The 21,537-nt window shown below is 71.9% G+C and carries 21 protein-coding genes and 1 tRNA gene; 8 read left to right on the top strand and 14 right to left on the bottom strand.

Going from position 1 to position 21,537, the window contains the following annotated elements:
• Positions 1-124: 124 nt before the first annotated feature.
• Positions 125-907, top strand: a complete 783-nt coding sequence (locus tag K1J60_RS25770) for a histidine phosphatase family protein (RefSeq protein WP_259408313.1) — start codon at positions 125-127, stop codon at positions 905-907.
• Here K1J60_RS25770 and K1J60_RS25765 read toward each other — a convergent pair.
• Positions 891-1,778: an intradiol ring-cleavage dioxygenase gene (locus tag K1J60_RS25765; RefSeq protein WP_220648255.1), complete on the bottom strand. Its 888-nt coding sequence runs from the start codon at positions 1,776-1,778 to the stop codon at positions 891-893. The genes K1J60_RS25770 and K1J60_RS25765 overlap by 17 nt on opposite strands.
• Positions 1,779-1,919: 141 nt before the next feature.
• Positions 1,920-2,438, bottom strand: a complete 519-nt coding sequence (locus tag K1J60_RS25760) for a hypothetical protein (RefSeq protein WP_220648254.1) — start codon at positions 2,436-2,438, stop codon at positions 1,920-1,922.
• Between the two features lie 101 nt (positions 2,439-2,539).
• Between K1J60_RS25760 and K1J60_RS25755 the strand changes: the two genes are divergently transcribed.
• Positions 2,540-3,004, top strand: a complete 465-nt coding sequence (locus K1J60_RS25755) for a hypothetical protein (protein ID WP_220648253.1) — start codon at positions 2,540-2,542, stop codon at positions 3,002-3,004.
• Between the two features lie 22 nt (positions 3,005-3,026).
• On the opposite strand, the gene K1J60_RS25750 is transcribed toward K1J60_RS25755, so the two are convergent.
• From K1J60_RS25750 to K1J60_RS25740, 3 genes are all read right to left on the bottom strand, one after another.
• Entirely contained in the window at positions 3,027-3,551 is a 525-nt protein-coding gene (locus tag K1J60_RS25750) for a DinB family protein (RefSeq protein WP_220651699.1), read from the bottom strand.
• A gap of 201 nt (positions 3,552-3,752) precedes the next feature.
• Positions 3,753-6,104: an MMPL family transporter gene (locus tag K1J60_RS25745; protein WP_220648252.1), complete on the bottom strand. Its 2,352-nt coding sequence runs from the start codon at positions 6,102-6,104 to the stop codon at positions 3,753-3,755.
• 154 nt (positions 6,105-6,258) lie between these two features.
• The gene (locus K1J60_RS25740) at positions 6,259-6,864 is read right to left on the bottom strand and encodes a TetR/AcrR family transcriptional regulator (RefSeq protein ID WP_220648251.1); all 606 of its coding nucleotides are present in this window, start codon (positions 6,862-6,864) and stop codon (positions 6,259-6,261) included.
• Positions 6,865-7,107: 243 nt separating this feature from the next.
• On the opposite strand from K1J60_RS25740, the gene K1J60_RS25735 reads away from it, so the two are divergent.
• Entirely contained in the window at positions 7,108-10,488 is a 3,381-nt protein-coding gene (locus K1J60_RS25735; RefSeq protein ID WP_220648250.1) for a S41 family peptidase, read from the top strand.
• Positions 10,489-10,530: 42 nt separating this feature from the next.
• Here the strand turns inward: K1J60_RS25735 and K1J60_RS25730 are convergent, their stop codons facing one another.
• A complete protein-coding gene (locus K1J60_RS25730) occupies positions 10,531-11,193 on the bottom strand; it encodes an NADPH-dependent F420 reductase (RefSeq protein ID WP_220648249.1) in 663 nt (220 codons plus the stop codon).
• Between the two features lie 101 nt (positions 11,194-11,294).
• On the opposite strand from K1J60_RS25730, the gene K1J60_RS25725 reads away from it, so the two are divergent.
• Positions 11,295-11,651: a winged helix-turn-helix transcriptional regulator gene (locus K1J60_RS25725; protein WP_220648248.1), complete on the top strand. Its 357-nt coding sequence runs from the start codon at positions 11,295-11,297 to the stop codon at positions 11,649-11,651.
• Positions 11,652-11,740: 89 nt separating this feature from the next.
• On the opposite strand, the gene K1J60_RS25720 is transcribed toward K1J60_RS25725, so the two are convergent.
• The 4 genes from K1J60_RS25720 to K1J60_RS25705 all read right to left on the bottom strand — a co-directional run bounded on the left by K1J60_RS25720 (position 11,741) and on the right by K1J60_RS25705 (position 15,526).
• The gene (locus K1J60_RS25720) at positions 11,741-12,040 is read right to left on the bottom strand and encodes a hypothetical protein (protein ID WP_220648247.1); all 300 of its coding nucleotides are present in this window, start codon (positions 12,038-12,040) and stop codon (positions 11,741-11,743) included.
• Between the two features lie 101 nt (positions 12,041-12,141).
• Entirely contained in the window at positions 12,142-13,038 is an 897-nt protein-coding gene (locus tag K1J60_RS25715; RefSeq protein WP_220648246.1) for an SDR family oxidoreductase, read from the bottom strand.
• Positions 13,035-13,970 carry an alpha/beta fold hydrolase gene (locus K1J60_RS25710; protein ID WP_220648245.1) on the bottom strand — a complete coding sequence of 312 codons (936 nt, stop codon included), beginning with the start codon at positions 13,968-13,970 and terminating at the stop codon, positions 13,035-13,037. The genes K1J60_RS25715 and K1J60_RS25710 overlap by 4 nt, the downstream gene beginning before the upstream one ends.
• Positions 13,967-15,526: a flavin-containing monooxygenase gene (locus K1J60_RS25705; protein ID WP_220648244.1), complete on the bottom strand. Its 1,560-nt coding sequence runs from the start codon at positions 15,524-15,526 to the stop codon at positions 13,967-13,969. The genes K1J60_RS25710 and K1J60_RS25705 overlap by 4 nt, the downstream gene beginning before the upstream one ends.
• A 157-nt stretch (positions 15,527-15,683) precedes the next feature.
• Between K1J60_RS25705 and K1J60_RS25700 the strand changes: the two genes are divergently transcribed.
• Both K1J60_RS25700 and K1J60_RS25695 read left to right on the top strand, forming a co-directional pair.
• Complete coding sequence (locus K1J60_RS25700; RefSeq protein ID WP_220648243.1) at positions 15,684-16,343, top strand: MerR family transcriptional regulator; 660 nt, start codon at positions 15,684-15,686, stop codon at positions 16,341-16,343.
• Between the two features lie 311 nt (positions 16,344-16,654).
• On the top strand, positions 16,655-17,065 hold the full coding sequence (locus K1J60_RS25695; protein WP_220648242.1) for a zinc ribbon domain-containing protein: 411 nt from the start codon (positions 16,655-16,657) through the stop codon (positions 17,063-17,065).
• 83 nt (positions 17,066-17,148) lie between these two features.
• Here the strand turns inward: K1J60_RS25695 and K1J60_RS25690 are convergent, their stop codons facing one another.
• Positions 17,149-17,994, bottom strand: coding sequence for an exodeoxyribonuclease III (locus K1J60_RS25690; RefSeq protein ID WP_220651698.1), 846 nt, complete (start codon positions 17,992-17,994; stop codon positions 17,149-17,151).
• A 28-nt stretch (positions 17,995-18,022) separates the two neighbouring features.
• On the opposite strand from K1J60_RS25690, the gene K1J60_RS25685 reads away from it, so the two are divergent.
• Positions 18,023-18,505: a GNAT family N-acetyltransferase gene (locus K1J60_RS25685; RefSeq protein WP_220648241.1), complete on the top strand. Its 483-nt coding sequence runs from the start codon at positions 18,023-18,025 to the stop codon at positions 18,503-18,505.
• Between the two features lie 56 nt (positions 18,506-18,561).
• Positions 18,562-19,077 (top strand): hypothetical protein, encoded by a 516-nt coding sequence (locus K1J60_RS25680; RefSeq protein WP_220648240.1) that lies wholly within the window; start codon positions 18,562-18,564, stop codon positions 19,075-19,077.
• Positions 19,078-19,081: 4 nt separating this feature from the next.
• Here the strand turns inward: K1J60_RS25680 and K1J60_RS25675 are convergent.
• The 3 genes from K1J60_RS25675 to K1J60_RS25665 form a co-directional block, all read right to left on the bottom strand.
• Positions 19,082-19,155 (bottom strand) — tRNA-Ala (locus tag K1J60_RS25675).
• Positions 19,156-19,313: 158 nt separating this feature from the next.
• Entirely contained in the window at positions 19,314-20,666 is a 1,353-nt protein-coding gene (sepX, locus tag K1J60_RS25670) for a divisome protein SepX/GlpR (RefSeq protein ID WP_220648239.1), read from the bottom strand.
• A 223-nt stretch (positions 20,667-20,889) separates the two neighbouring features.
• Positions 20,890-21,531 carry a GNAT family N-acetyltransferase gene (locus K1J60_RS25665; protein ID WP_220648238.1) on the bottom strand — a complete coding sequence of 214 codons (642 nt, stop codon included), beginning with the start codon at positions 21,529-21,531 and terminating at the stop codon, positions 20,890-20,892.
• Between the last annotated feature and the right edge of the window lie 6 nt (positions 21,532-21,537).

Below are 21,537 nucleotides of genomic sequence, written 5' to 3'. Positions count from 1 at the left end.
CGGGTCGCCGGAAGCATGGGGGACTGGACGCATGGCAGCGCGGATGGACGACGCCACGGACACCGGGATCACGACGACGCACGGCGAAGGGCTGGCACCGCCGTACACACTCGCCGCGCTGTGGGTGGTACGGCATGGGCAGAGCACCGCGAACGTCGCGTACGCCGAGGCCGAGCGGACGGGGTCGACGCTGCCGCTGCCGGGCCGGGGGCCGGAGGTCCCCCTCTCCGACCTGGGCCGCGCCCAGGCCGGGGCACTGGGCGGGTGGTTGGCGGGGCTGGCCGGGGGGCGCGGGGCGGGCGGGAACGGGCCCGACCGGGCGAGCCCGGACCCGGCGAACGCGGACCCGGCGAACGCGGAGCTGGTCGGCCCGGAGCTGGTGGTGTGCTCGCCGTACGTGCGGGCGCGGCAGACGTGGGAGGTGATGGCGGGGCATCCCGGTGTGGTTCCGCCCCCGCTGCTCGTCGACGAACGGCTGCGGGACCGGGAGATGGGCGTCTTCGAGATGCACCCGCCGGCCGCGATGCGGGCCCGCGCGCCCGAGGAGGCGGCACGGCGGGCCCGCACCGGCGACTGGTTCTACCGTCCGCCGGGCGGAGAGGCGCTGGCCGATGTGGTGCTGCGGGTACGGGACTTCGTGGGCGAGCTGGACCGCGCCGCCCCCGGCCGCCGTGTCCTCCTGATCGCCCACGACGCGATCGCCGTCGCCGTACGCCTCGTCTGCGCCGGGGTCGGCGCGAGGGCCCCCGACCGGCTGCCGCCCGTCCCCAACGCCTCGGTCTCGTGGTGGGAGAACGACGGACAGCGGTTGCGGCCGGCGCGGTGGGGCGACACGGCGCACCTCGACCCACCGGGACCGGGCGGCTCCCCGGCTGCACCGGTTACACCGGCTACACCGGCACGGTGAGCGTGGCGGTGTACCCCTTGTCGGTGCTGCCCTCGACGGTGGCGAGCTGCTGGTCGTAGCCGTCGCTGAAGATCATGTCCGTCTCCAGGGAGAGTTCGCCGAGGTTGCGGACGCTGTCGCCGTAGCCGTCCGTCGCGTACACGGTGTCGCAGACGTCCTTGGGGAAGGCGAGCTGTGAGGTGGCGGCGATGTTCCGGGCGGCGGTGGCGTCGTCGAGGCTGTCGTAGACCTCGAAGTGGATGTGGGGCCAGCGACCGGTGTAGCAGCCGGGGAAGATCGAGGTGAAGGTGAGCCGGCCCTCGTCGTCGGTCTCCTGGACGCCGCGCAGGTAGTTCTCCTCGGTGACGCCGTCGGAGTAGAGGGAGTACCTGCCCTCCCGGTCGCAGTGCCACAGGTAGACGGCCGCGCCCTTCTTCGGGGTGTCACAGCCGGAGGACTGGTCGACGACCGTCAGCGTGATCGTCAGCGGGATGCCTTCGGCGACACCGTTCGACGAGCCGAAGCTCTTGGTGATGTCGCGCCGGACGACACCGCTCTCCGTGAGGACGTTCGGGCCGTTCGAGCCGTCTCCGGGGTACGGGCCCGCCGTCTCGCTCGGGATGACCTCGCAGTCGGAGCCGGAGGCGCCGGACGAGGACGAGGACGAGGACGAGCCGGAGGAGGCCGAGTCCGACGCGGAGCCGCTGCCGGACTCGTCCGAGGAACAGGCCGCCACCAGCGGGACCATGCTCGCTCCGGCCAGCAGTCTGATCATGCGGCGGCGGGCGAAGACGGGCAGGTCGTACGCGAGCCCTCTGTCGAACTCGTCGTCGTGGTGGTGGCCGTGGCCGTGGCCGTGGCTGCTACTGCTGCTCTTGGGTGCTGTGCTCATCTACGGAACCGCGCTTTCCGAATGTTCCCGTCATGGAATGCGCGTGATGCTATGAGTGATTCCTGTGTGAATCCCAGGACTTCGCCATGACGCTGTTGTCAGGCGTCGGTCTCCCCGCCGGGAGCGCCCCCCCCGTCAGCCTTACTGTCGTCGACGGCGCTCCTTGATCAGGTGGACGGCCCAGCTCCCGACCACGAGGAACCCGGCGTAGATCGCGCTCTGGACCCAGGTGAAGGGCGGGGTGCGCAGCTGGCCGACGAGCCAGAAGAGCACGAGGAAGACGGTCCAGTGGCTGAGCCAGAGCAGGCCCTCGAACCAGACCGGCAGGGCGTCGTCCCGGACGGGCGGCCGGGGAGGATCCCAGCGGAAGCCGCCGTTGCGCGCGTAATGGGCCTGGCGGCGGCGTTCGAAACGGCAGACGAGCCAGATGAACAGGCCTGCGCACACACCGACCGCAACCGCCTGGAGCATCCGCGCCGGATCGTGGAACGCGGACAGGGCCCACCCGAGCAGGCCTCCCAGCAGCACGCCGAAGACCACCCCGGCACCCACCGGATGCCGGGCCACGAACACCTGCACCCTCGGGGGCGGTTCCGCCCCACCGTGCCTCCGGTCGAACCTCAGGAACGCCTGCCGCAACCTCTCCGACCAGCCCGCCATCCCGCCCCACCCCTTCCCCGTTCCGCCCGTTCCGCCCGTTCCACCCGTCCGTCCGTCAGCCAGTGACTGTCGTCGACGTCGTCGCGTGATCAGCTTGGGGTGTGGAGACCATCATCGCCAGTGGCATAGCCGTGCTCGGGACCCTGCTCGGGTCGGGTCTGACGCTCGCCTTCCAGCAGCGCGCCACCGACCGGACCCACGAGTTCAGCCGCCGCGAGAAGCTCCGTCAGGAACGCCTCGACGCCTACTCCGTGTATGCCGGCGCGCTGATCAACTACCGCCGTTCCCTCGTTCACCTGTGGTTCTGCGAGCACGAACAGCCCCCGCCCGAGGACCCCGACACGGTCCGCGTCCGCGCGTACGACCTGCGGTCCGCCGCGCAGGAGGCGCTGTTCCGCGTGCAGATGCTCACGGCCGACGAGGACCTGAGCCGGGCCGCCGAGACCGTCCTCGCCGAGGTGACCGCCGTCGTCAAGACCGACAGCAGGCAGGAGTTCGTCGAGCGCCGGGTGCGGACCCGGGACGGCATCGCTCACCTCGTCAACACCGCCAAACAGCACCTCTAGCGTCGACGACGGCATCCGGGTCTCACGCCCCCACCGCCCCGTCCACCCCTTCCCGCAGGAGGTCCGCGTGGCCGTTGTGGCGTCCGTACTCCAGCAGGACGTGGACCATGACCATGCGGAGCGAGACCTCCTCGTCCCAGCGCGGCTGGTGGCCGACGAGGTCCAGTGACTCCGCCTCCCGTTCGATACGCCGCGAGGTCTCCACCTCCGCCTCCCACGCCCCGAACGCCTCCGCCCGCGTCGAGGCGCTCGCGTCGTACGCCGCCTGGAAGTCGATCTCCTTCGACCACACCATCGGCGCGTCGTGATCCTCGAAGACCCGGCGGAACCAGGCGCGTTCGACCTCCGCCATGTGCCGTACGAGGCCCAGCAGCGTCAGCGTGGAGGGGGGCATCGACCGCCGGCGAAGCTCCTCGTCCGTGAGCCCCGCGCACTTCATGGCGAGCGTGGCGCGGTGATAGTCGAGGAAGGCACGGAGCGTCTCGCGTTCGGTGCCGCGGTGGGGCGGTCCGACGCGGTCGTCATGAGTTCCCTCGGGCTCGCTGATCTCGACGAACTCGCCGATCTCGACGAACTTCTCGAAGTCCCCGAGTTCTTCGGTCTCTTCGGTCTCTTCGGTGTCTTCGGTGTCTTCGGTGTCTTCGGTGTCTTCGGTGTCTTCGGTCACCCGCCATGCTTACCCGGTTCACGCGAGAGCCGGTGAGGGCGCCCGTCCCCACGGGCCCTCACCGGCGGTCCTCCTCGCGCCTCAGACGCGGACCAGCGTCCTGTCCTCGTCCTCGTCCTCGTCGTCCTCGGCCCGCTTCCCCGCCGCGTCGTCGTGCGCCCGCAGGCCCTCACCCTCGACGTCGACGTTGGGCAGCGCGCGGTCGAGCCACTTCGGCAGCCACCAGGCCCTGTCGCCCAGGAGGGCGAGGACGGCCGGGACGATGGCCATGCGGACCACGAACGCGTCGAAGAAGACGGCGATGGCGAGTCCGAAGCCGATCATCTTGATCATCGACTCGCCGGAGCCGATGAAGCCGGCGAAGACCGCCATCATGATCGCCGCGGCGGCCGCCACCACCCGGGCGCTGTACCTGAAGCCCGTCACCACGGCCTGGTTCGGGTTCTCGCCGTGGACGTACGCCTCGCGCATCCGGGTCACGAGGAACACCTCGTAGTCCATCGCCAGACCGAAGACGACACCCACCATGAAGATCGGCATCATCGACATGATCGGGCCGGTCTCCTCGACCCCGATGAGCCCCGCCAGCCAGCCCCACTGGAAGACCGCGACCACGGCACCGAGCGCGGCCAGCACGCTGAGCAGGAAGCCGAGGGCCGCCTTCAGCGGCACCAGGATCGACCGGAAGATCACGATCAGCAGGAGGAAGGCGAGACCCACCACCAGCGCCAGATACGGGACCAGCGCGTCGGTGAGCTTCTGCGAGAAGTCGATGTTCATCGCGGTGGCGCCGGTGACCAGCACCTTCGCGTCCGTGTCGGCCGCCACGCCGGCGCCCGCGTCACGGATGGCGTGCACCAGGTCCTCGGTCTGCGTCGAGGACGGCTTGGACTCCGGGATCACCGTGATCATCGCGGTGTCACCGGCCTTGTTGAACGTCGCCGGGGTCACCGTCACGACGTCCTCAAGGCCCTTGATCCCGTCGGTCACCGCGTCGGCGGCGGCCTTCGGGGACGCGCTGTCCTGGGCGTCGACGACGACCATCAGGGGGCCGTTGAAGCCGGGCCCGAAGCCCTCGGAGAGCAGGTCGTACGCCCGGCGCTGCGTGGTGGACGTCGGCTGCGAACCGTCGTCGGGCAGGCCCAGTTCGAGCTGGGTGACCGGCAGCGCGATCGCGCCCAGGCCGACCACGCCGAACAGCAGCACGGCGACCGGACGACGGACGACGAAGCTCGCCCAGCGGGTGCCCAGGCTGGGCTTGACCACGGCGGAGCCCTCGGAGGAACCCCCGGCTGAGCTCCCGGCGGAACCCCCGGAGGATCCCTCGGCGGAGCCCTCGGCAGAGTTCCCGGCGGAGCCCTCGGCAGAGGCACCGGCGGAGTTCTTCGCCTTGCGGCGGCCCAGCAGTCCGCCCTTCTGGTCGGCCGGCCGGACCTTGCGGCCCGCGTAACCGAGCAGCGCCGGGATCATGGTGAGGGCGATGAGGACCGCGATGACGACCGTTCCGGCCGCCGCGAGACCCATCTTGGTCAGCATCGGGACGTTGACGACCGCGAGACCGGCCAGCGCGATCACGACCGTGAGTCCCGCGAAGACCACCGCCGAGCCGGCGGTGCCGACGGCCCGGCCGACCGCTTCCTCGCGCTCCCGGCCCTCGGCCAGTTCGGAGCGGTAGCGGGAGACGACGAACAACGCGTAGTCGATGCCGACCGCGAGGCCGATCATCAGGGCGAGGGTGGAGGTGGTGTCGCCGAGGTCGAGCGCGCTCGCGAGGGCGGTGATGGTGGAGACGCCGATACCGACGCCGATGATGGCCGTCAGCAGCGGCAGCCCGGCGGCGACGAGCGAGCCCAGGGTGACGACGAGGACGACGGCGGCGATGGCGAGGCCGATGATCTCGCCGGCGACGGCCGTCTCGGGCTCGGCCTGCAGGGCGTCACCGCCCATCTCGACGGTCAGCCCGGCGTCCTGCGCCTTGTGCGCGGTGGCCTCCAGAGCCTCCTTGGAGGAGTCCTTCAGCTCCATGGCCGGGACCTTGTAGGTCACCGAGGCGTAGGCGATCGTGCCGTCCCGGCTGACCGCGTTGGTGGTGAAGGGGTCGCTGACGGAGACGACCTCGGAGCCGTCGCCCAGTTCGCCGACGGTCTTCTCGACGATCGCCCTGTTGGCGGCGTCGGCCATCTTCTCGCCCTCGGGCGCCTTGAAGACGACCCGGGCGGTGGCGCCGTCGGCGCTCATCCCGGGGTAGCGCTGTTCCAGCAGGTCGAAGGCCTTCTGGGCCTCGGTCCCGGGGATGGAGAAGGAGGTCGAGCCCGCGGCGGGCGCGGTGGCGGCGCCGACGCCCGCGAGCGTCAGCAGGGCCACCCAGATCAGGGCAACGAAGTGTCGTCGCCGGAAGGCGAGTCGACCCAGCTTGTAGAGGAATGTGGCCACGGGGGCGTACTCCCGTTCAGGTCGTGGAGGTGCTTGAGGGCAGGACGGATCAGCCCGTGCCGTGGGGAGGAAGGAGGCAGGGCGGGGCAGGGTGGGGGTGATCAGCCCGACGACATGAGCGGGGTCGGACGGGTACGTGCCGAACTGCGGGGAACTACAGGGAGGTCGAGACGCCGAGAGCGGGGAGGACCACGGCGTCGAGGTACGACCGGAGGAAGCTCTGCGTGGGCGGCTGGTTCTCGATCATGCCCCGTGCGACGAAGGCGCCGACGAACATGTGCACCACGTAGTCGACGGCGGGGTTGTCCGGACGGACCTCACCCCGGTCGACGGCGCGCTGCACCACGCGGCGGATCTCCAGCATCTCCGGCTCGATGATCAGTTCACGGAAGGCCTTCAGCAGGTCGGGGTTTCCGTGCACCGCCATGGCCAGACCCCGCATCAGCGCGTTGTTCTGTTCCATGGCGCAGTCATCGGTACTCATCACCAGAGCGTGCAGGTCGCCCCGCAGGGATCCGGTGTCGACCGAGCCGATGTCGACACCCGGCTTGTTGTGCCGCATCGCCTTCGCGACGAGCTCGGCCTTGCCGCCCCACTGGCGGTAGAGGGTGGCCTTGCTGGACCGGGTGCGGGCGGCCACGGCGTCCATGGTGAGGGCGTCGTAGCCGACCTCGCGGAGCAGGTCGAGGACGGCCGCGTAGAGCTCGGCCTCGCGCTCGGGCGTGATCCGACTGCGGCGCGCCGTCGCGGTCTCAGTCATCCCACTCCCCTTGCTTCCAGGTTGCCGTTCGAGGCGACAAGGCTACCGGCCGTACGGCATGGCACGAATGACACCGGCCGGACGCTCCCGCTTCCCGAACGAAACGGTTTCGTACGCTTAAGAAGATACCCCGGGAGCCGAAGAAAACGAAACCGTTTCGTTCGTGTGGTGGGTCACGCGGGAGAAGTCGTGGGTCACGCGGCAGAAGTTGCCGGGGCCCCCGGACCGGAAAAGCATGGGTGGGTGAGCGACAGCTACGAGCAAGGAACGGGCCGGGACTCCGGCTACCTCCGCCACCCCCACCTCAGCGGCGACCGCCTCTGCTTCGTCGCCGAGGACGACCTGTGGCTGGCCCCACTGGACGGCACGGACCGCGCCTGGCGGCTCACCGTCGACCGTACGAAGGTCGCCACACCGCGTTTCTCGCCGGACGGCCGGCACATCGCGTACACGAGCTGGCGGAGCATCCTCCCGGAGATCCATCTGACCCCGGTGGACGGCGGCACCCCCGCCCGCCGGCTCACCTACTGGGGCAGCCCCGACACCGAGGTCCGCGGCTGGACACCCCCGACCTCCGACACCGGGGGGCGCTCGGACATCCTGGCCGTCGCCTCCCACGGCGAGCCGTTCTCGCACTTCACCTGGGCCTACAAGGTCGGCACGGACGGCGACCCCGGCCGCAAACTGCCCTGGGGCCCGGTCTCCGACATCCAGTGCGCCGAGCTCGACGGCGAGCGCCGCACCCTGCTGCTCACCGGCACGCCCCCGCACGAACCGGCCTCCTGGAAGCGCTACCGGGGCGGGGCCATGGGCCGCCTCTGGCTGCACGGCGAGCGGCTGCTGGCCGACCTCGACGGCCATCTGCACTCCCCCATGTTCGTCGGCGGCCGGATCGCCTTCCTCTCCGACCACGAGGGCGTCGGCAATCTCTACTCCTGCGCCCCCGACGGCTCCGACCTGCGCCGCCACACCGACCACGACGCGTTCTACGCCCGGCACGCGGCGAGCGACGGCACCCGGGTCGTGTACCAGTGCGCGGGCGAGCTGTGGCTCGTCGACGACCTCGCCGCCGACGCCGTCCCGCGCCGCCTCGACGTACGGCTCGGCGGTGCGCGCACCGGGCGGCGGCCGTACCAGGTGCCGGCCGCCCAGCACGTCGACGGCATCTCCGTGGACGACACGGGCCGGGCGAGCGCGGTCGTCGTACGCGGCAGCCTCTACTGGCTGACCCACCGCGACGGCCCCGCCCGGACCATCTCCGACACCCCGGGCGTCCGCGTCCGGCTGCCGGAGATGCTGGGCTCCAGCGGTCAGGTGGCGTACGTGACGGACGCGGACGGCGAGGACGCGATCGAGATCGCCCACCTCCCCGGAGCCACCGGCGCGCGCGAGCCCCGCCGCCTCGCCTCCGGCGATCTGGGCCGCGTCCTGGAACTGGTGTCCGACCCACGCGGCGAACGCCTCGCCGTCGCCTCGCACGACGGCCGCGTCCTGCTCCTGAGCGTGCCCGACAGGACGGCCGCCGCCGCGGGGACCGAGGAGTCGGACGGCGAGGTCGTCGAACTCATCACCTCCCTCAACGGCCCCGTCCGCGACCTCGCTTTCTCCCCCGACGGCGCCTGGCTGACCTGGTCCCACCCGGGCATCGGCCGCACCCTGCGCCAGATCAAGATGGCCCGCATGAAGGACCGGACCGTCGTGGACGTCACGAACGGTCGCTTCGAGGACGAGAACCCGGTGTTCACCCGCGACGGCCGCTACCTCGCCTTCCTGTCCTGGCGCGGCTTCGACCCGGTCTACGACGTGCACACCGGCGACCTGTCCTTCCCGCTCGGCTGCCGCCCCTACCTGGTCCCGCTCTCCTCCGCCACGCCCTCCCCCTTCGCCCTGAACCCCGACGGCCGGCCGGTCGCCGGGGGCATGGACCCCACCGAGGACGAGGACACCGTCGGCACGGTGACCGTGGAGACCGAGGGCCTGGAGAACCGTGTCACGCCGTTCCCCGTCACCGCCTCCAAGTACTCGGCGCTGTACCCGGTCGCGGGCGGCGGCCTGGTCTGGCTGCGCTGGCCGATCTCGGGCGCCCTCGGCGAGACCTTCGCCAACCCGGACGACATGACCGGGCGCCCGACCCTCGAATACTTCAACATCAGCAAGGCGAAGAAGTCCGAACTCGTCGAGCACCTGGACTGGTTCACGGTCAGCGGCGACGGCTCACGGCTCGTGGTGGTGGACGAGGGCGACCTGCGGGCCGTCCCCTCCACCGAGTCCGGCGACGGCGACACGACCGTCTGGATCGACCTGCGGCGCATCCCGCACGAGGTCGACCCGGGCGCCGAGTGGCGCCAGTCGTACGCGGAGGCCGGGCGGCTGATCCGCGCCTACTTCTGGGACCCGAGGATGAGCGGCATCGACTGGGACGGCGTCCTCGCCCAGTACCGCCCGCTGGTCGAACGGGTCGCCTCCCCCGACGAGTTCGCGGACCTGCTGAGGGAGGTGCTGGGCGAACTCGGCACCTCCCACGCCTATGTCTCCCCCGCCCGCCGCAACGAGGGCCCGCCGCACTACCAGCGCCGCCAGGGCTTCCTGGGCGCCAACTTCGTCCGCCGGGGCGACGACTGGACGATCCGCCGCATCCTGCCCGGCGACTCCTCCGACTCCAAGGCACGCTCCCCCCTGGCCGGCACCGGCATCCGGGAGGGCGCGGCCCTCACCCACGTCGACGGCCGCCCGGTGGACCCGACGACGGGCCCGTACCCCTTGCTGGCGGGCGCGGGCGGCACGACGGTCGAGCTGACCTTCGCCCAGCCCGTCGCCCCCCACCCGTCCGGGGAAGGCCCCGCGGACCCCTCCGACACGGAAGGGGACGACCGCCAAGGGGAGGACCGCCCCCGTCGCGTCGCCGTGGTCCCCCTCGTCGACGAACGCCCCCTGCGCTACCAGGACTGGGTCGCCAAACGCCGTGAGGTCGTAAGGGAGTTGAGCGGCGGCCACTGCGGCTACCTGCACATCCCGGACATGGGCGGATCCGGCTGGGCCCAGTTCAACCGCGACCTGCGCATGGAGGTCTCCCGGCCCGCCCTGATCGTCGACGTGCGCGGCAACGCGGGCGGCCACATCAGCGAGCTGGTGGTGGAGAAGCTGACCCGCACGATCCTGGGGTGGGACCTGACGAGGAACGCCCAGCCGGTGTCGTACGCGTCGAGCGCCCCGCGCGGCCCCGTCGTCGCCCTGGCCGACGAGGCGACCGCCTCCGACGGCGACATGATCACCGCCGCGTTCAAGCTGCTGCAGCTCGGCCCCGTCGTGGGCCTGCGCACCTGGGGCGGCGTCGTCGGCATGACCGGCCGCCACCAGCTCGGCGACGGCACGGTCATCACGGTCCCCATGAACGCCGCCTGGTTCGACGCGTACGGCTGGACCGTCGAGAACCGAGGCGTCACCCCGGACCTGGAGACCCTTCGTACGCCCCTGGACTGGGCCGAGGGCCGCAACACCCAGCTGGCGGCGGCGGTGGACCTGGCCCTCGAACTGCTGAAGTCCCACCCCCCGGCGGACCCCCCGGACTACACCAACGTCCCGAACAGGGCCCGCCCGCAGCTGCCACCGAGGCCGATCCCGTGACCGGCGAAGCGGGCGACGGCCACGGGAGCAGCCCCCGCCGCCTCACGGCTCCCGCCGCGGAGGGCCGGACGCGTGGGAGAGAGGCGGGGCGATCGCCTGCGCGTCGGCGCCCTCTGAGACCCACAGGGAGATGAAGAGCGCTGCGGTCGCCTCCAGGAGTCCCGCCCGTTCGAGGCCGCCACCTGAGACGGGTTCACAGCCCGTGTCCCGCACCAACGCGCGTACGCGGGCGAGGGCCGTCTCGTCGTCACCGCACACCGGTACGGCCAGGGGGCGCCCGTCGAACACGGGGGGCCGCATGCGCCACACATCCTCGTGGCAGAGGTTGAAGGCCTTGACCACCTGGGCTCCCGGCGCCGCCTCCGCCAGTCGCCGCGCGGCGGACGGGCCTTCCCCGGTCAGCAGCCGGAAGCCCGGCCCGACCGGGTTGGAGCAGTCGAGCAACACCCTGCCGTCCAGCGCCGGGCCCAACTCCCGTGCCACGTCCGCCCCCGCCCCGAAGGGCAGCGCGACCAGCACCACGTCCTGACCGGCCTCGGCCGCCGCCCGCAGACCGGCGGGCCTCGCGCCCCCACCGATCCGCGCCGCGAGCCGCTCCGCCTTGCGCGCGTCCCTGCCCCCGACCGTCACCTCGTGTCCGGCCCGCACCCAGTGGCCGGCCAGCGCGTCCGCCATGCCGCCCGTGCCCCACACGCCGATCCTCATCACGCTCTCCCCTCGCACCGCTCACGTCCGGTCAGGTCCGCGCACGTCGTCCGCGGACCGTCGCACCCACGCTAGGGAGGCGTTCGGGCACCATTCGGTACGTGACGACCGACGCCTTCCTCGCCGACTGCCGCGCCCGCCTGGCCTTCGACCTGCTCGCCAACACCTGGAACGCCGTGGTGCTCCGCGCCCTGCGAGACGGCCCGGCGCGCCCGGTCGAACTCCGGGAGCGGATCGGCGGCATCAGCTCCAAGGTCCTCACCGAGACCCTGCGCAGGCTCCGGTTCAACGGCCTGGTCGACCGACGGACGCCCCCCGACCGGCCCTCCCGGGTCGAGTACCGGCTCACCCCGCTCGGCCGCACCCTGCTGGGCCCCCTCGACGCCGTCGGCGCCTGGGCGTTCGAGCACGGCGACGAGGTCATGGCGGCCCAGGAAGCGGCCTGCCCGCGGGAGTAGTGGCCGTCCGGCGGAACGCGCGAACGCGGGGCACCCTCCGGTCAAGGAGGGCACCCCGCGTGTCACACGGCCGGGGCCGGGTGCGGGAGTTACACGTCGTAGTCCGCGCGGACGCGGTCTTCCTCGTCCCGCATCAGCCGCTCCGACTCCTCGTCACGCCGCCGCGCACCGCGCTCCGGCTGCCCGTGCTCGCGCTGGGGCCGGCCGTGGTCACGCTGCGGCTGCCCGTGCTCGCGCTGCGGCTGCCCGTGCTGCGGCTGCCCGTGCTGCGGCTGACGCTGGGGTTCGCGCTCACCAGGCCGCTGAGCCCGCTGCCGCTCCTCCGGCGACTGCCCGGCCTTCCGCTTCAGCTGCTCAGCCTTGTCCTGGAACTGGTCCTTCATGCCCATGTGGATTCACTCCCGTTTCGGGTGAGGGGATCGGGCCTCGACCAGACAAACACGCACGGACATCCCACGCATTTCGATCAGTTACGCTCGGTGACGCACCGCTATCGCGCCCCCGGATCCCCAACCCCCCGCGTCCGCTCGTCCGCCGCCCCGCCGGCCCCCACCAGCCCCTTGGCCACCCCGCGCAGCCGCGGCTCCATCCGTCGCACCTCGCGGGGCGCGAACGTCCCTATGAGCGCCGGGAGATACCCGCGTACGCCCTGCATCCCCCGCAGCCACCACTGCCCGTACACATGACTGGACCGCCGCTCGATCCCCGCGACGAGCCGGTCCACGGCCGGCCCCAGCGGATACGTCTTGCCCGCCGGCCACGGCAGCCGCTCCCGCAACTCCCGCAGCGCCTCGTCCTTGTCGGCCCCGCGCACCATGTCCGTGTCGGTCCAGGACAGATACCCGACCCCGACGCCCACGCCCTGGTGCCCGACCTCGGCCCGCAGACAGTGCGCGTACGCCTCGACACCCGACTTGGACGCGCAGTACGCCGTCATCATCGGCGCCGGGGTGATCGCCGCGAGGGAGGCGATCTGCAGCAGATACCCCCGGCTCTCGATCAGCGCCGGCAGGAACGCCCGCCCGGTGACGGCCGATCCGACGAGGTTGACCTCGATGACCCGCCGCCAGGAGTCGGGGTCGGAGTCCACGAACGGCCCGCTGTTGGCGACGCCCGCGTTGGCGACGACGATGTCGACCCGCCCGAACCGCTCCTTCACCTCGGCGGCGACCCGCGTCATCACCTCGTGGTCGGTCACGTCGGCGTGCCAGTACTGGCTCTCGCCGTACAGCCGTTCCGACACCCGCTTCAGTTCGTCCGGTTCGAGGCCGACGAGCGCGACCTTCACCCCCCGCACCGAGAGCTTGCGCGCGAGGAGTTCCCCGACGCCCCGCGCGGCCCCGGTGACGACCGCGACCCGCCCCTCCAGGGTGCTGCCGTTGCTCATGCGCCCGCCTCCTCCAACTCGTCCCGCCCAGCACGTACGTACATCGCCACCAGCTCGCGTATGCGCGCGGTGACCGCTTCCGGTGCCTCCACCGGTGTCATGTGTCCGACCCCGGTCAGCTCGCTCACGCCCACGCAGTCGGGCAGCGCGGCGGCCAGCGCCCGCGCGTGCACGGGCGGGGTCATCCGGTCCGCGGTGCCCACGACGACGGCCGTCGGCACCGTCAACCGCCGTACGCCGTCGTCGAGATCGAGCGAGTCGAGGACGTGCGACCAGGCGTGCCGCACCCTGGCCGGGCACGCGTGCACGATCCGCGCGCACGCCTCGACCATCACCGGTGACGAACCGGGGCCCATCGTGGCGTACTTGAGGATCCGCCGGGCGATGGGCGTGACCGGCCCGAGCGGCGCCCGGGAGCCGAGGACCTTCCGGGTCAGCCAGGTCCGCAGACGCCCCGGCCGCAGCGGCACGACCAGCGACTCGGCGACCAGCCTCGAACTGCCCGTGCTGCACAGCAGGACCGCCGCCGCGTGCTCCTGGAAGCCCGGCCGCCCGGCGGCGGCCATCAGGGTCATCCCGCCCATGGAGTGGCCGGCCAGCACCGCCTTCTCGCCCGGCGCGAGCGTCGCCGCGAGCACCGCCTCCAGATCGTCGGCGAGGCCGTCCGCGGTGCACGCGGCGGACGCGGGACTGCGGCCGTGCCCGCGCTGGTCGTAGACGACGACCCGGTGGTCGACGGCGAGGTCCCGGACCTGCGCCGCCCAGTACGCCGTCGAACAGGTCCAGCCGTGCACGAGCACCACCGTGGGCGCCTCCTGCGGGCCGTGCGTCTCGACGTGCAGCCGCGCCCCGTCGGCGGACACGGCCGCCAACTCCCGTACGGCGACGGGCGGCGCGTAGGGCCCGTGCTTCACATGGGTCAGTCGGGTCACGCGCCGGCCTCCACCTTCTCCGTGTCCTTCGCCCCGTCGGCGTTCCTCGTACCCTGCGGGGCCGGCCGCACCACCTCGTACTCGCTCAGATCGACCCGCCGGGTCGCGCTGCGGAACTCGGTGGTCGTGCCCGGCCAGACGGTCGTGTTGCGGCCGCTCGCGTCGAGGTACCAGCTGGTGCAGCCGCCGGTGTTCCACACCGTGCGCTCCATGCGCCGCTGGACCCTCCGGTTCCAGGCGTCCACGGCGTCGGGCCGCGCGTCGAGGGCCACCCGACCGCCCAGCACGTCCAACTGCCGTAGGAAGTCGGCCATGTAGGTGAGCTGGGACTCGATCATCAGGATCATGCTGGAGTTCCCGAGCCCCGTGTTGGGTCCGATGATCGTCATCCAGTTGGGGAACCCGGCCGCGGATGCCCCGCGCAGCGACCGCATGCCGCTGTCGGCCCAGGCCTCGGCGAGCGTGCGCCCGTCGGCGCCCACCACCCGGTCCGCGATGGGCATGTCGGTGACGTGGAACCCGGTGCCGAAGACGATCGCGTCGACCTCGGCGGCACTCCCGTCGGCGGCGACGAGCGTGGAGCCGTCGACCTTGGCCAGCCCCGAGGCGATAACGTCGACGTTCGGTCGCGTGAGCGCCGGATAGTAGGTGTTGGACAGCAGGATGCGCTTGCAGCCGATGCGGTAGTCCGGGGTGAGCCGGGCCCGCAGCTCCGGGTCCCCGACCGCCCGGGTCATGTGCCGCTTCGCCAACCGCTCCACCAGGCCCAGCTGGTTCGGCCGCTTGGTGAAGGCCTGCACCTGCAACTCCCGTACGCCCCACAGCAGTCCGCGCCGGGCCCGCGCGGTGAACGGTAGCTGCTTGTGCAGCCACCGCTCGGCCCCGCCGATGCTCCGGTCGACGCGGGGCAGCACCCAGGGCGGGGTCCGCTGGAAGAGGGTCAGCCGGCCGACCTCGGGCTGGATCGCCGGCACGATCTGGATCGCGGAGGCGCCCGTACCGATCATCGCGACCCGCTTGCCGCGCAGGTCGTAGCCGTGGTCCCAGCGGGCGGAGTGGAAGACCTTGCCGGGGAAGGAGCCGAGCCCCGGCAGTTCGGCCTCGGTCGGCACCTTCGGGTCGGAGAGCGGCCCGGTGGCGGAGACGACGAAGTCGGCGGAGTACGACCCGCCGCTGGTCTCGATGTCCCAGCACAGCCGCTCCGTGTCCCAGGCCATCCGCGTCACCTCGGAGTCGAAGCGGAGGTGCGGCCGCAGCCCGAAGGCGTCCGCCACATGCTCCAGATAGGCCCGGATGTGCTCCTGCCCGGAGAAGGCGCGCGGCCACTCGAAGTGGGGCGCGAACGAGAACGAGTAGAGGTGCGACGGCACGTCACACGCGCATCCGGGATAGTCGTTGTCCCGCCAGGTGCCGCCGACCGACCCCGCCCGCTCCAGGACGACGAAGTCGGTGATCCCCTCGCGCCGCAGCCGTACGGCCGCCCCCAGCCCGCCGAACCCGGACCCGACCACCGCCACCCGCACATGCGGCCCGTTCCCGCCCCTGTGCTCGCCCATCCGGTACCTCCACGCCTCATCGCGTGCGCACACCGCGTTCGCACCTGCACGTCCGCGCCAGTAATCACTGGCGCAGTGGGAGCGTAGGGCAGGACCGTACCGATGGGTAGGGGTCGCGCACTCTGGAGTTACCAGCGGTACGACATAGGCTGCGCGGGTGGCAGAAGACGGCGAGCGGCACGAGTACCGCATGGAGGAGCTGGCCGAGGCGGCCGGCATCACCGTACGCACCCTGCGCTTCTACCGGGAGCGGAAACTGATCCCACCGCCCCGCCGCGAGGGCCGCATCGCCTGGTACGACGACACGCACCTGGCCCGGCTGCGCACGATCGCGGCCCTGCTGGAACGCGGCCACACCCTGAGCGGCATAGCGGAGCTGGCCGAGGCCTTCGACGAGGGCCGCGACGTGGGCGACCTGCTCGGCCTCGGCGCACCCACCGAGGAGGTGCCGGTCCGCCTCACTCCCGAGGAACTCGCCGACCACTTCGGCGACCAGGCCACCCCGGAGAACCTCGCCGCCGCTCTCGACCTCGGCTATCTCGGCATCGACGGCGGCGAGATCGTCCACATCAGCCGCCGCCTCCTCGACGTCTCGGCCGCGCTGGTCCGCGAGGGCGTCCCCCTCGCCGACGTCCTCTGCGCCGGCCGCCGCGTCCGCGAACACGCGGAGGCCCTCGCCGTCCTCTTCACCGACCTCGTCCTCGCCCAGCCGGGCCGGACCCCCGAAGACCTCGCCCGCCTACGGCCACTGGCGAAGAGCGTGGCGGAAGCGGAACTCTCCCTGGCACTGGACCGGCGCCTGCGGGAGCAGCCGTAGGAGGCTGCGGGCCATGAATGCGCCCACCTTCCAAGGCATCATCTCGTAGACATATGCACCCCATCAGGGGCACTTTCCCCTAACCGCACAAGGATACGAGTTCAACATCCGAGAGTGAGATCGAAAAGGCCCCGGCGACTGTGCGACACGAGCTCTTGGAGCCGTGCGTCTCAGCAACCCGACCAGAGTGACCACCTCGCCGGACAGGCAGCGCGCCTGCATCCAACTACGCGCCGAGCCTCCGCACCCCGGCACTGATGGGCCACCGGGCGCACAAAGGCCAGACGGTCCGTGACACCAACGGCGCACCCGTGCCGATCGCCCCTCCGGTGCTCACCGAAGAGGAGTTCCAGGCCCTCCAGGATGTCCTCAACGCCCGCTCGAACGGTACTCGCGCCAAACGCCGGGAGACTTCGCTGCCCATCGGGGCCGCACACTGTGCCGGGTGTGGTGGCCGCATGTACTTCGCCACACGGAAGGCCTACGACTACGGCGACTACGTCTGCCGCGCCAGTGCTCGCGGCACGACGTGTCCCGCGCCCGCAGCCATGCGTGCCAGCCGGCTCGCTGAGTACACCGTCAGCCGCTGTCCCGAGGCGTTCGCCGTGGACGGCGAGGTGACACGCGAGCGACTCCTGAGCGACGCAGTTCGCGTCACCGTCGCCAAGGGACGGTCGGGCGGCGGGCCCGAGCGGCCGGCCGGACCCGACACCTCCCGCTGACCTTCACGGTCAGGACGCGTCTCTGATCCGCCCTGCGACGCGCGTGGGGGCGTGCCCATGCCGGCCCGCCCCCACGCTCCGTGTCACATGCCGAAGACGACCGTCACCGGAGCATGGTCCGACCACCGCTCGTCATGGCTCGCGGCCCGCTCCACGAACGCCTTCACTGCCTTGCTCGCAAGCCCCGGGGTCGCAACGGCAAGGTCGATCCTCCAACCCGTATCCCGCTCGAAGGCCCGCCCCCGGTACGACCACCACGAGTACGGCCCCTCGACATCGGGATGCAGCGCCCGCACGACGTCGACATAGCCCCCGTCGGCCTCGTCGAGGACCCGCCCCAGCCACGCCCGCTCCTCGGGCAGGAACCCGGAGTTCTTCTGGTTCCCCCGCCAGTTCTTGAGGTCGGCGGGCTGGTGGGCGATGTTCCAGTCGCCGCAGACCACCACCTCGCGCCCGTCGGCGGCGGCACGCTCGCGCAGCTCCTTCAGATAGGCGAGGAACTCGTCCATGAACCGGACCTTCTCGTCCTGCCGCTCGGTCCCGACCTCGCCGGAGGGAAGGTAGAGGCTGGCCACGGTGACACCGGGCAGATCGACCTCGACGTACCGCCCGCTGCCGTCGAACTCGGCCGATCCGAAGCCGATCCGGACCCGGTCGGGCTCACGGCGGCTGTAGAGCGAGACCCCCGCGCGCCCCTTGGCGGCGGCCGGCGCGTGCACGACGTGCCACCCCTCGGGCTGCCGCACCCCGGCGGGGAGCTGTTCCGGCTCGGCCCGCACCTCCTGCAGACACAGCACGTCCGCCGAGGTCCCGGCGAGCCACTCCACGAAGCCCTTCTTCGCGGCGGCCCGCAGCCCGTTCACATTCACAGAGGTCACAGTCAGCACCCGGGCACGATACCCGTCGCGCTGCGGAGCACCCTGGAGCATGCGCATGCATAGATGTACGATGCTTGACATGATTATCCGCCGGGTCCCCTTCGACCACCCCGACGCCGTCAAGCTGAACGACGAGGTCCAGGCCGAGTACAGCGTCCGCTACGGCGACGACGGCGACGCCACCCCCATGGACCCGGCCCACTTCGTCCCGCCGGCCGGGCTGTACCTGATCGCCTACGACCAGCACGGAAGCCCCCTGGCCACGGGCGGCTGGCGCAGCCAGGACACCAATGACGAGGGGTACCAGGACGGGGACGCCGAGATCAAGCGGATGTACGTCACCCCCGGCGCCCGGGGTCTGGGGCTGGCCCGCCGCATACTCGGTGAACTGGAGTCCGACGCCCGGGCCGGCGGCCGCACCCGCATGGTCCTGGAAACCGGCTCCAAGCAGCCCGAGGCCGTGGCCTTGTACACCTCCAGCGGCTACGAGCCCTGCGCGAAGTTCGGCTACTACCGTTTCCACGAACTGAGCCTGTGCTTCGCGAAGCCGCTCCACCCCTGACGCCGGGCCGGTAAACCCCGGTGCCCACCGGGGTGTCGGGCCCCTACGGTGTGCCTGTGAAGAAGAACACCCGCCTGCGCCGTCTCGTCGTGGGCGACACCACCTGGCACTGGACCGTCCGTCAACGCTCCCGAGTCGCCTACGACCACTGTCACCTGAAGCTGTCGCTCTACCCCGACGGCCCCCGGGGACGCCGTCTGGTCCTGCTCTTCAGCCCGGCGGAGAACCGCGCGGTCTCGAACTGCTACTTCGACTCCGGCGCCCTGGTCCGCCTGTCGGACCACACCTACCTCAACCTGCACGAGCCCGGCACGGTCCGCCGCCTCCTGGACGCCGCCGCCCCGAACCTGGCCCTCCACCCCACCATCCGAACGATCGAGCTGGACGGCTGGCCCTACTTCGACGCGATCACGGCCGACGCGATCACGGCCGACGCGAACACGGCCGACGCGAACACGGACCCGAACACCGGGCTGACGGAGGCCTGGGCTTCAACCCACCCCTCTGGCCCACCACTTGGCCCTGAAAACGACCAGAGGCCCGCTCCCCTGACGGGGAACGAGCCTCTGTGATGCGTGGACCTGAGGGGATTTGAACCCCTGGCCCCCTCGATGCGAACGAGGTGCGCTACCGGACTGCGCCACAGGCCCTTGCAACGAGTGAAACTCTAGCATCCCCATCGCGGTGCTTGGAAATCCGTTCCCGGGCGGCCGGAGAGCGGCCCGCGGCCGGCGCCCGGACGGCTCGCGGGCGGCTCGCGGGCGGCTCGTGGCTGGTCAGCGGGGCGGGCGGAGCCGGAGGGCGAGGGTCACTCGTTGGCCGCGCGCGGCCGGTCGCCGTCCTCGTACTGGTCGAAGAGCGGCGTACGCCCCCGCTCCCGGGAGCGGCGCGCGGACGCGGCCCGGCGGGCGTCGGAACGGGCGCCGTCGGGTGCGTCGGCCGCTTCCCCCGGGCCGGCGTCGTCCGCGTCCTCCTCGCCGCCGCACTCCCCCTCCGACGCGCGCCCGGAGGCGCTCGGGGAGTTCGCGGGGGTGCCCGACGAGCCGTGCGGGTCGGCGGCGCTGGAGCGCGCGGAACTCCACGCGTCCGGGGCGCCGAGGTCGACCCCGGACGTGGCCCGGGGCGCGACCGGCGCGGTGACGTACGTCGGGAGCGGCACCGGGACGGGGTCCCAGCTGTCGCCCTGGCCGGGCCGCCGCTGACGCTCACGCTGCTGGTCGACCCACTCGGCGTGGTCGGTCTGCTCGACGAGGGCCCGGCGGTCGGCCGCGAGCGCGGTCAGGTCGGCCCTGGTCTCCTCGCTCTCGGGTCCGTCCTCCGGCTCGTCGGTGTCCACCGGGTCCGGCGCGGGGCGCCGCCGCTGGGGCTGCCGCTCCCGCAGTCGCTGCGCCGCCGCCTCGGCCTGCCGCCGGTCCATGGTGTACGCGAACCGCTTCCGCTCCTGGCGGCGCAGGTGCGCGATGTAGGTGCTCAGGAGCACCGCCGGTACGGCCGGCGCCCACAGGAAGGCGAGTCCGCCGACCGCCGCGACGACCGCGCCGAGCGTGAAGGCGAGGAAGAGCATCACGGTCGTACGCCGTCGGCGCGCGAGCACCTTCGAGCGCTGGGCCCGCGCCTTGGCCTCCGCCGTGTCGTCCCTGCGTGCGCCCGCCGTCTGCTTGCCCGGCCGCTTCGTCCGCGCGGGAGCGGGCACTTGGGCCGCCCCCTGCTTGGGGGTCCCCTGCTTGGCCGCCGGCGCGCCGCTCTGCTGGGGCACCGGCTTCGCCTGCGCCGGTGCGGGGGCCTGCGTCGCCGGTTTCCCCGGCTGCCGCAGCTGCTGGCCCTGCTGCTGGCCCTGCTGCGGTGACTCACCCCGTTCCACCGGCAGTTGTGCCTTCGTGTGCTCCCGGTGCGGGGGCACGGCGAAGGCCCGGACGTCCACCGAGTCGGTGACGCCGTCCGGTTCGGCGCTGGGCTCCCCCTCTTCGGTGGAGCGCGCCCGCAGGTCCTTGGCGTATCGGCGCTCCATCCCCGCCCGGCCGGAAAGCAGCCGGATGGCGGTGCTGAAGCGTTCCGTCGGACGGGCTTCGTTCAGCTCGTCCTGCCTACGGAGCCACATCGGCACCAAGTAGGCGGCCCAGGCCCCGACGATGACTGCGTAGATGAGGCCGCTGCTGCTCACGACTCACACGGTAGAGGGGTTTGCGTGAGGCCATCCGCCAATTGAGCCGGTGTGTCGCACGATCTGGCTGATATTTCGAGCTTTTTTTGTGACCGATCCGATCAGCAGGCCACCGAGAGCGCGAAATTAACGTGCTGAGAACATGCCGAGAACGTACCGACTCGTTCAACCGATCGTTCACCCGGTCGCCGTCCGTGCAATTTTCTTCGAACACGTATTTCATTTATTGCGGCTGGCCGGGCTTGCCGGCGTCGGAACCCGCGTTCCGCGCGTTCCGCGCCCGTTCCCGCTGCCAGCGACCGAGCAGCCCCTCGGGCACCTCTTCGGCGGTGAGCGCGAAGACGAGATGGTCGCGCCAGGCGCCGTCGATGTGAAGATATCGTGGACGAAGGCCTTCCTCGCGGAATCCGAGTTTCTCCACGACCCGTCGGCTGGGCCGATTCTCGGGGCGAATACAGACCTCGATGCGGTGCAGTCCGACGGTCCGGAAGCAGTGGTCGACGACGAGCGCGACCGCTGTCGGCATCACACCCCGGCCGGCCACCGACTCGTCCACCCAGTAGCCGACGTGGCCGGAGCACATGGAGCCCCAGGTGATCCCGGCGACCGTCAACTGCCCGACCAGTCGCCCCTGGTACTCGATCACGAACGGCAGCATCCGGCCCGCGTTCGCCTCCGCCCGCAGATGGCGGACCATCTGACGGTACGTCGGGCGGTGCGCGATGGGGCCGCTGGGCGTGGGGGGCGGAATGGTCGCCTCCCAGGGCCGCAGCCAGTCCCGGTTGCGCCGGTTGACCTCGCGCCAGGCCCGCTGGTCGCGCATCCTTATGGGCCGGAGGACGACCTCGCCGTCCACCAGCGCCACGGGCCA

It is taken from the genome of Streptomyces akebiae (genome assembly GCF_019599145.1).
Taxonomy (GTDB): domain Bacteria; phylum Actinomycetota; class Actinomycetes; order Streptomycetales; family Streptomycetaceae; genus Streptomyces; species Streptomyces akebiae.
Note: the sequence above shows the minus strand (reverse complement) of the source record. Positions and strands in the feature narration are given on the sequence as shown.

Coding starts and splice junctions, on each gene's coding strand:
- K1J60_RS25765 (WP_220648255.1), bottom strand. CDS start 1,778: ATGAGCACAGCACCCAAGAGCAGCAGTAGCAGCCACGGCCACGGCCAC.
- K1J60_RS25760 (WP_220648254.1), bottom strand. CDS start 2,438: ATGGCGGGCTGGTCGGAGAGGTTGCGGCAGGCGTTCCTGAGGTTCGAC.
- K1J60_RS25740 (WP_220648251.1), bottom strand. CDS start 6,864: ATGACTGAGACCGCGACGGCGCGCCGCAGTCGGATCACGCCCGAGCGC.
- K1J60_RS25730 (WP_220648249.1), bottom strand. CDS start 11,193: ATGAGGATCGGCGTGTGGGGCACGGGCGGCATGGCGGACGCGCTGGCC.
- K1J60_RS25720 (WP_220648247.1), bottom strand. CDS start 12,040: ATGGGCATGAAGGACCAGTTCCAGGACAAGGCTGAGCAGCTGAAGCGG.
- K1J60_RS25715 (WP_220648246.1), bottom strand. CDS start 13,038: ATGAGCAACGGCAGCACCCTGGAGGGGCGGGTCGCGGTCGTCACCGGG.
- K1J60_RS25705 (WP_220648244.1), bottom strand. CDS start 15,526: ATGGGCGAGCACAGGGGCGGGAACGGGCCGCATGTGCGGGTGGCGGTG.
- K1J60_RS25690 (WP_220651698.1), bottom strand. CDS start 17,994: ATGCTCCAGGGTGCTCCGCAGCGCGACGGGTATCGTGCCCGGGTGCTG.
- K1J60_RS25685 (WP_220648241.1), top strand. CDS start 18,023: ATGATTATCCGCCGGGTCCCCTTCGACCACCCCGACGCCGTCAAGCTG.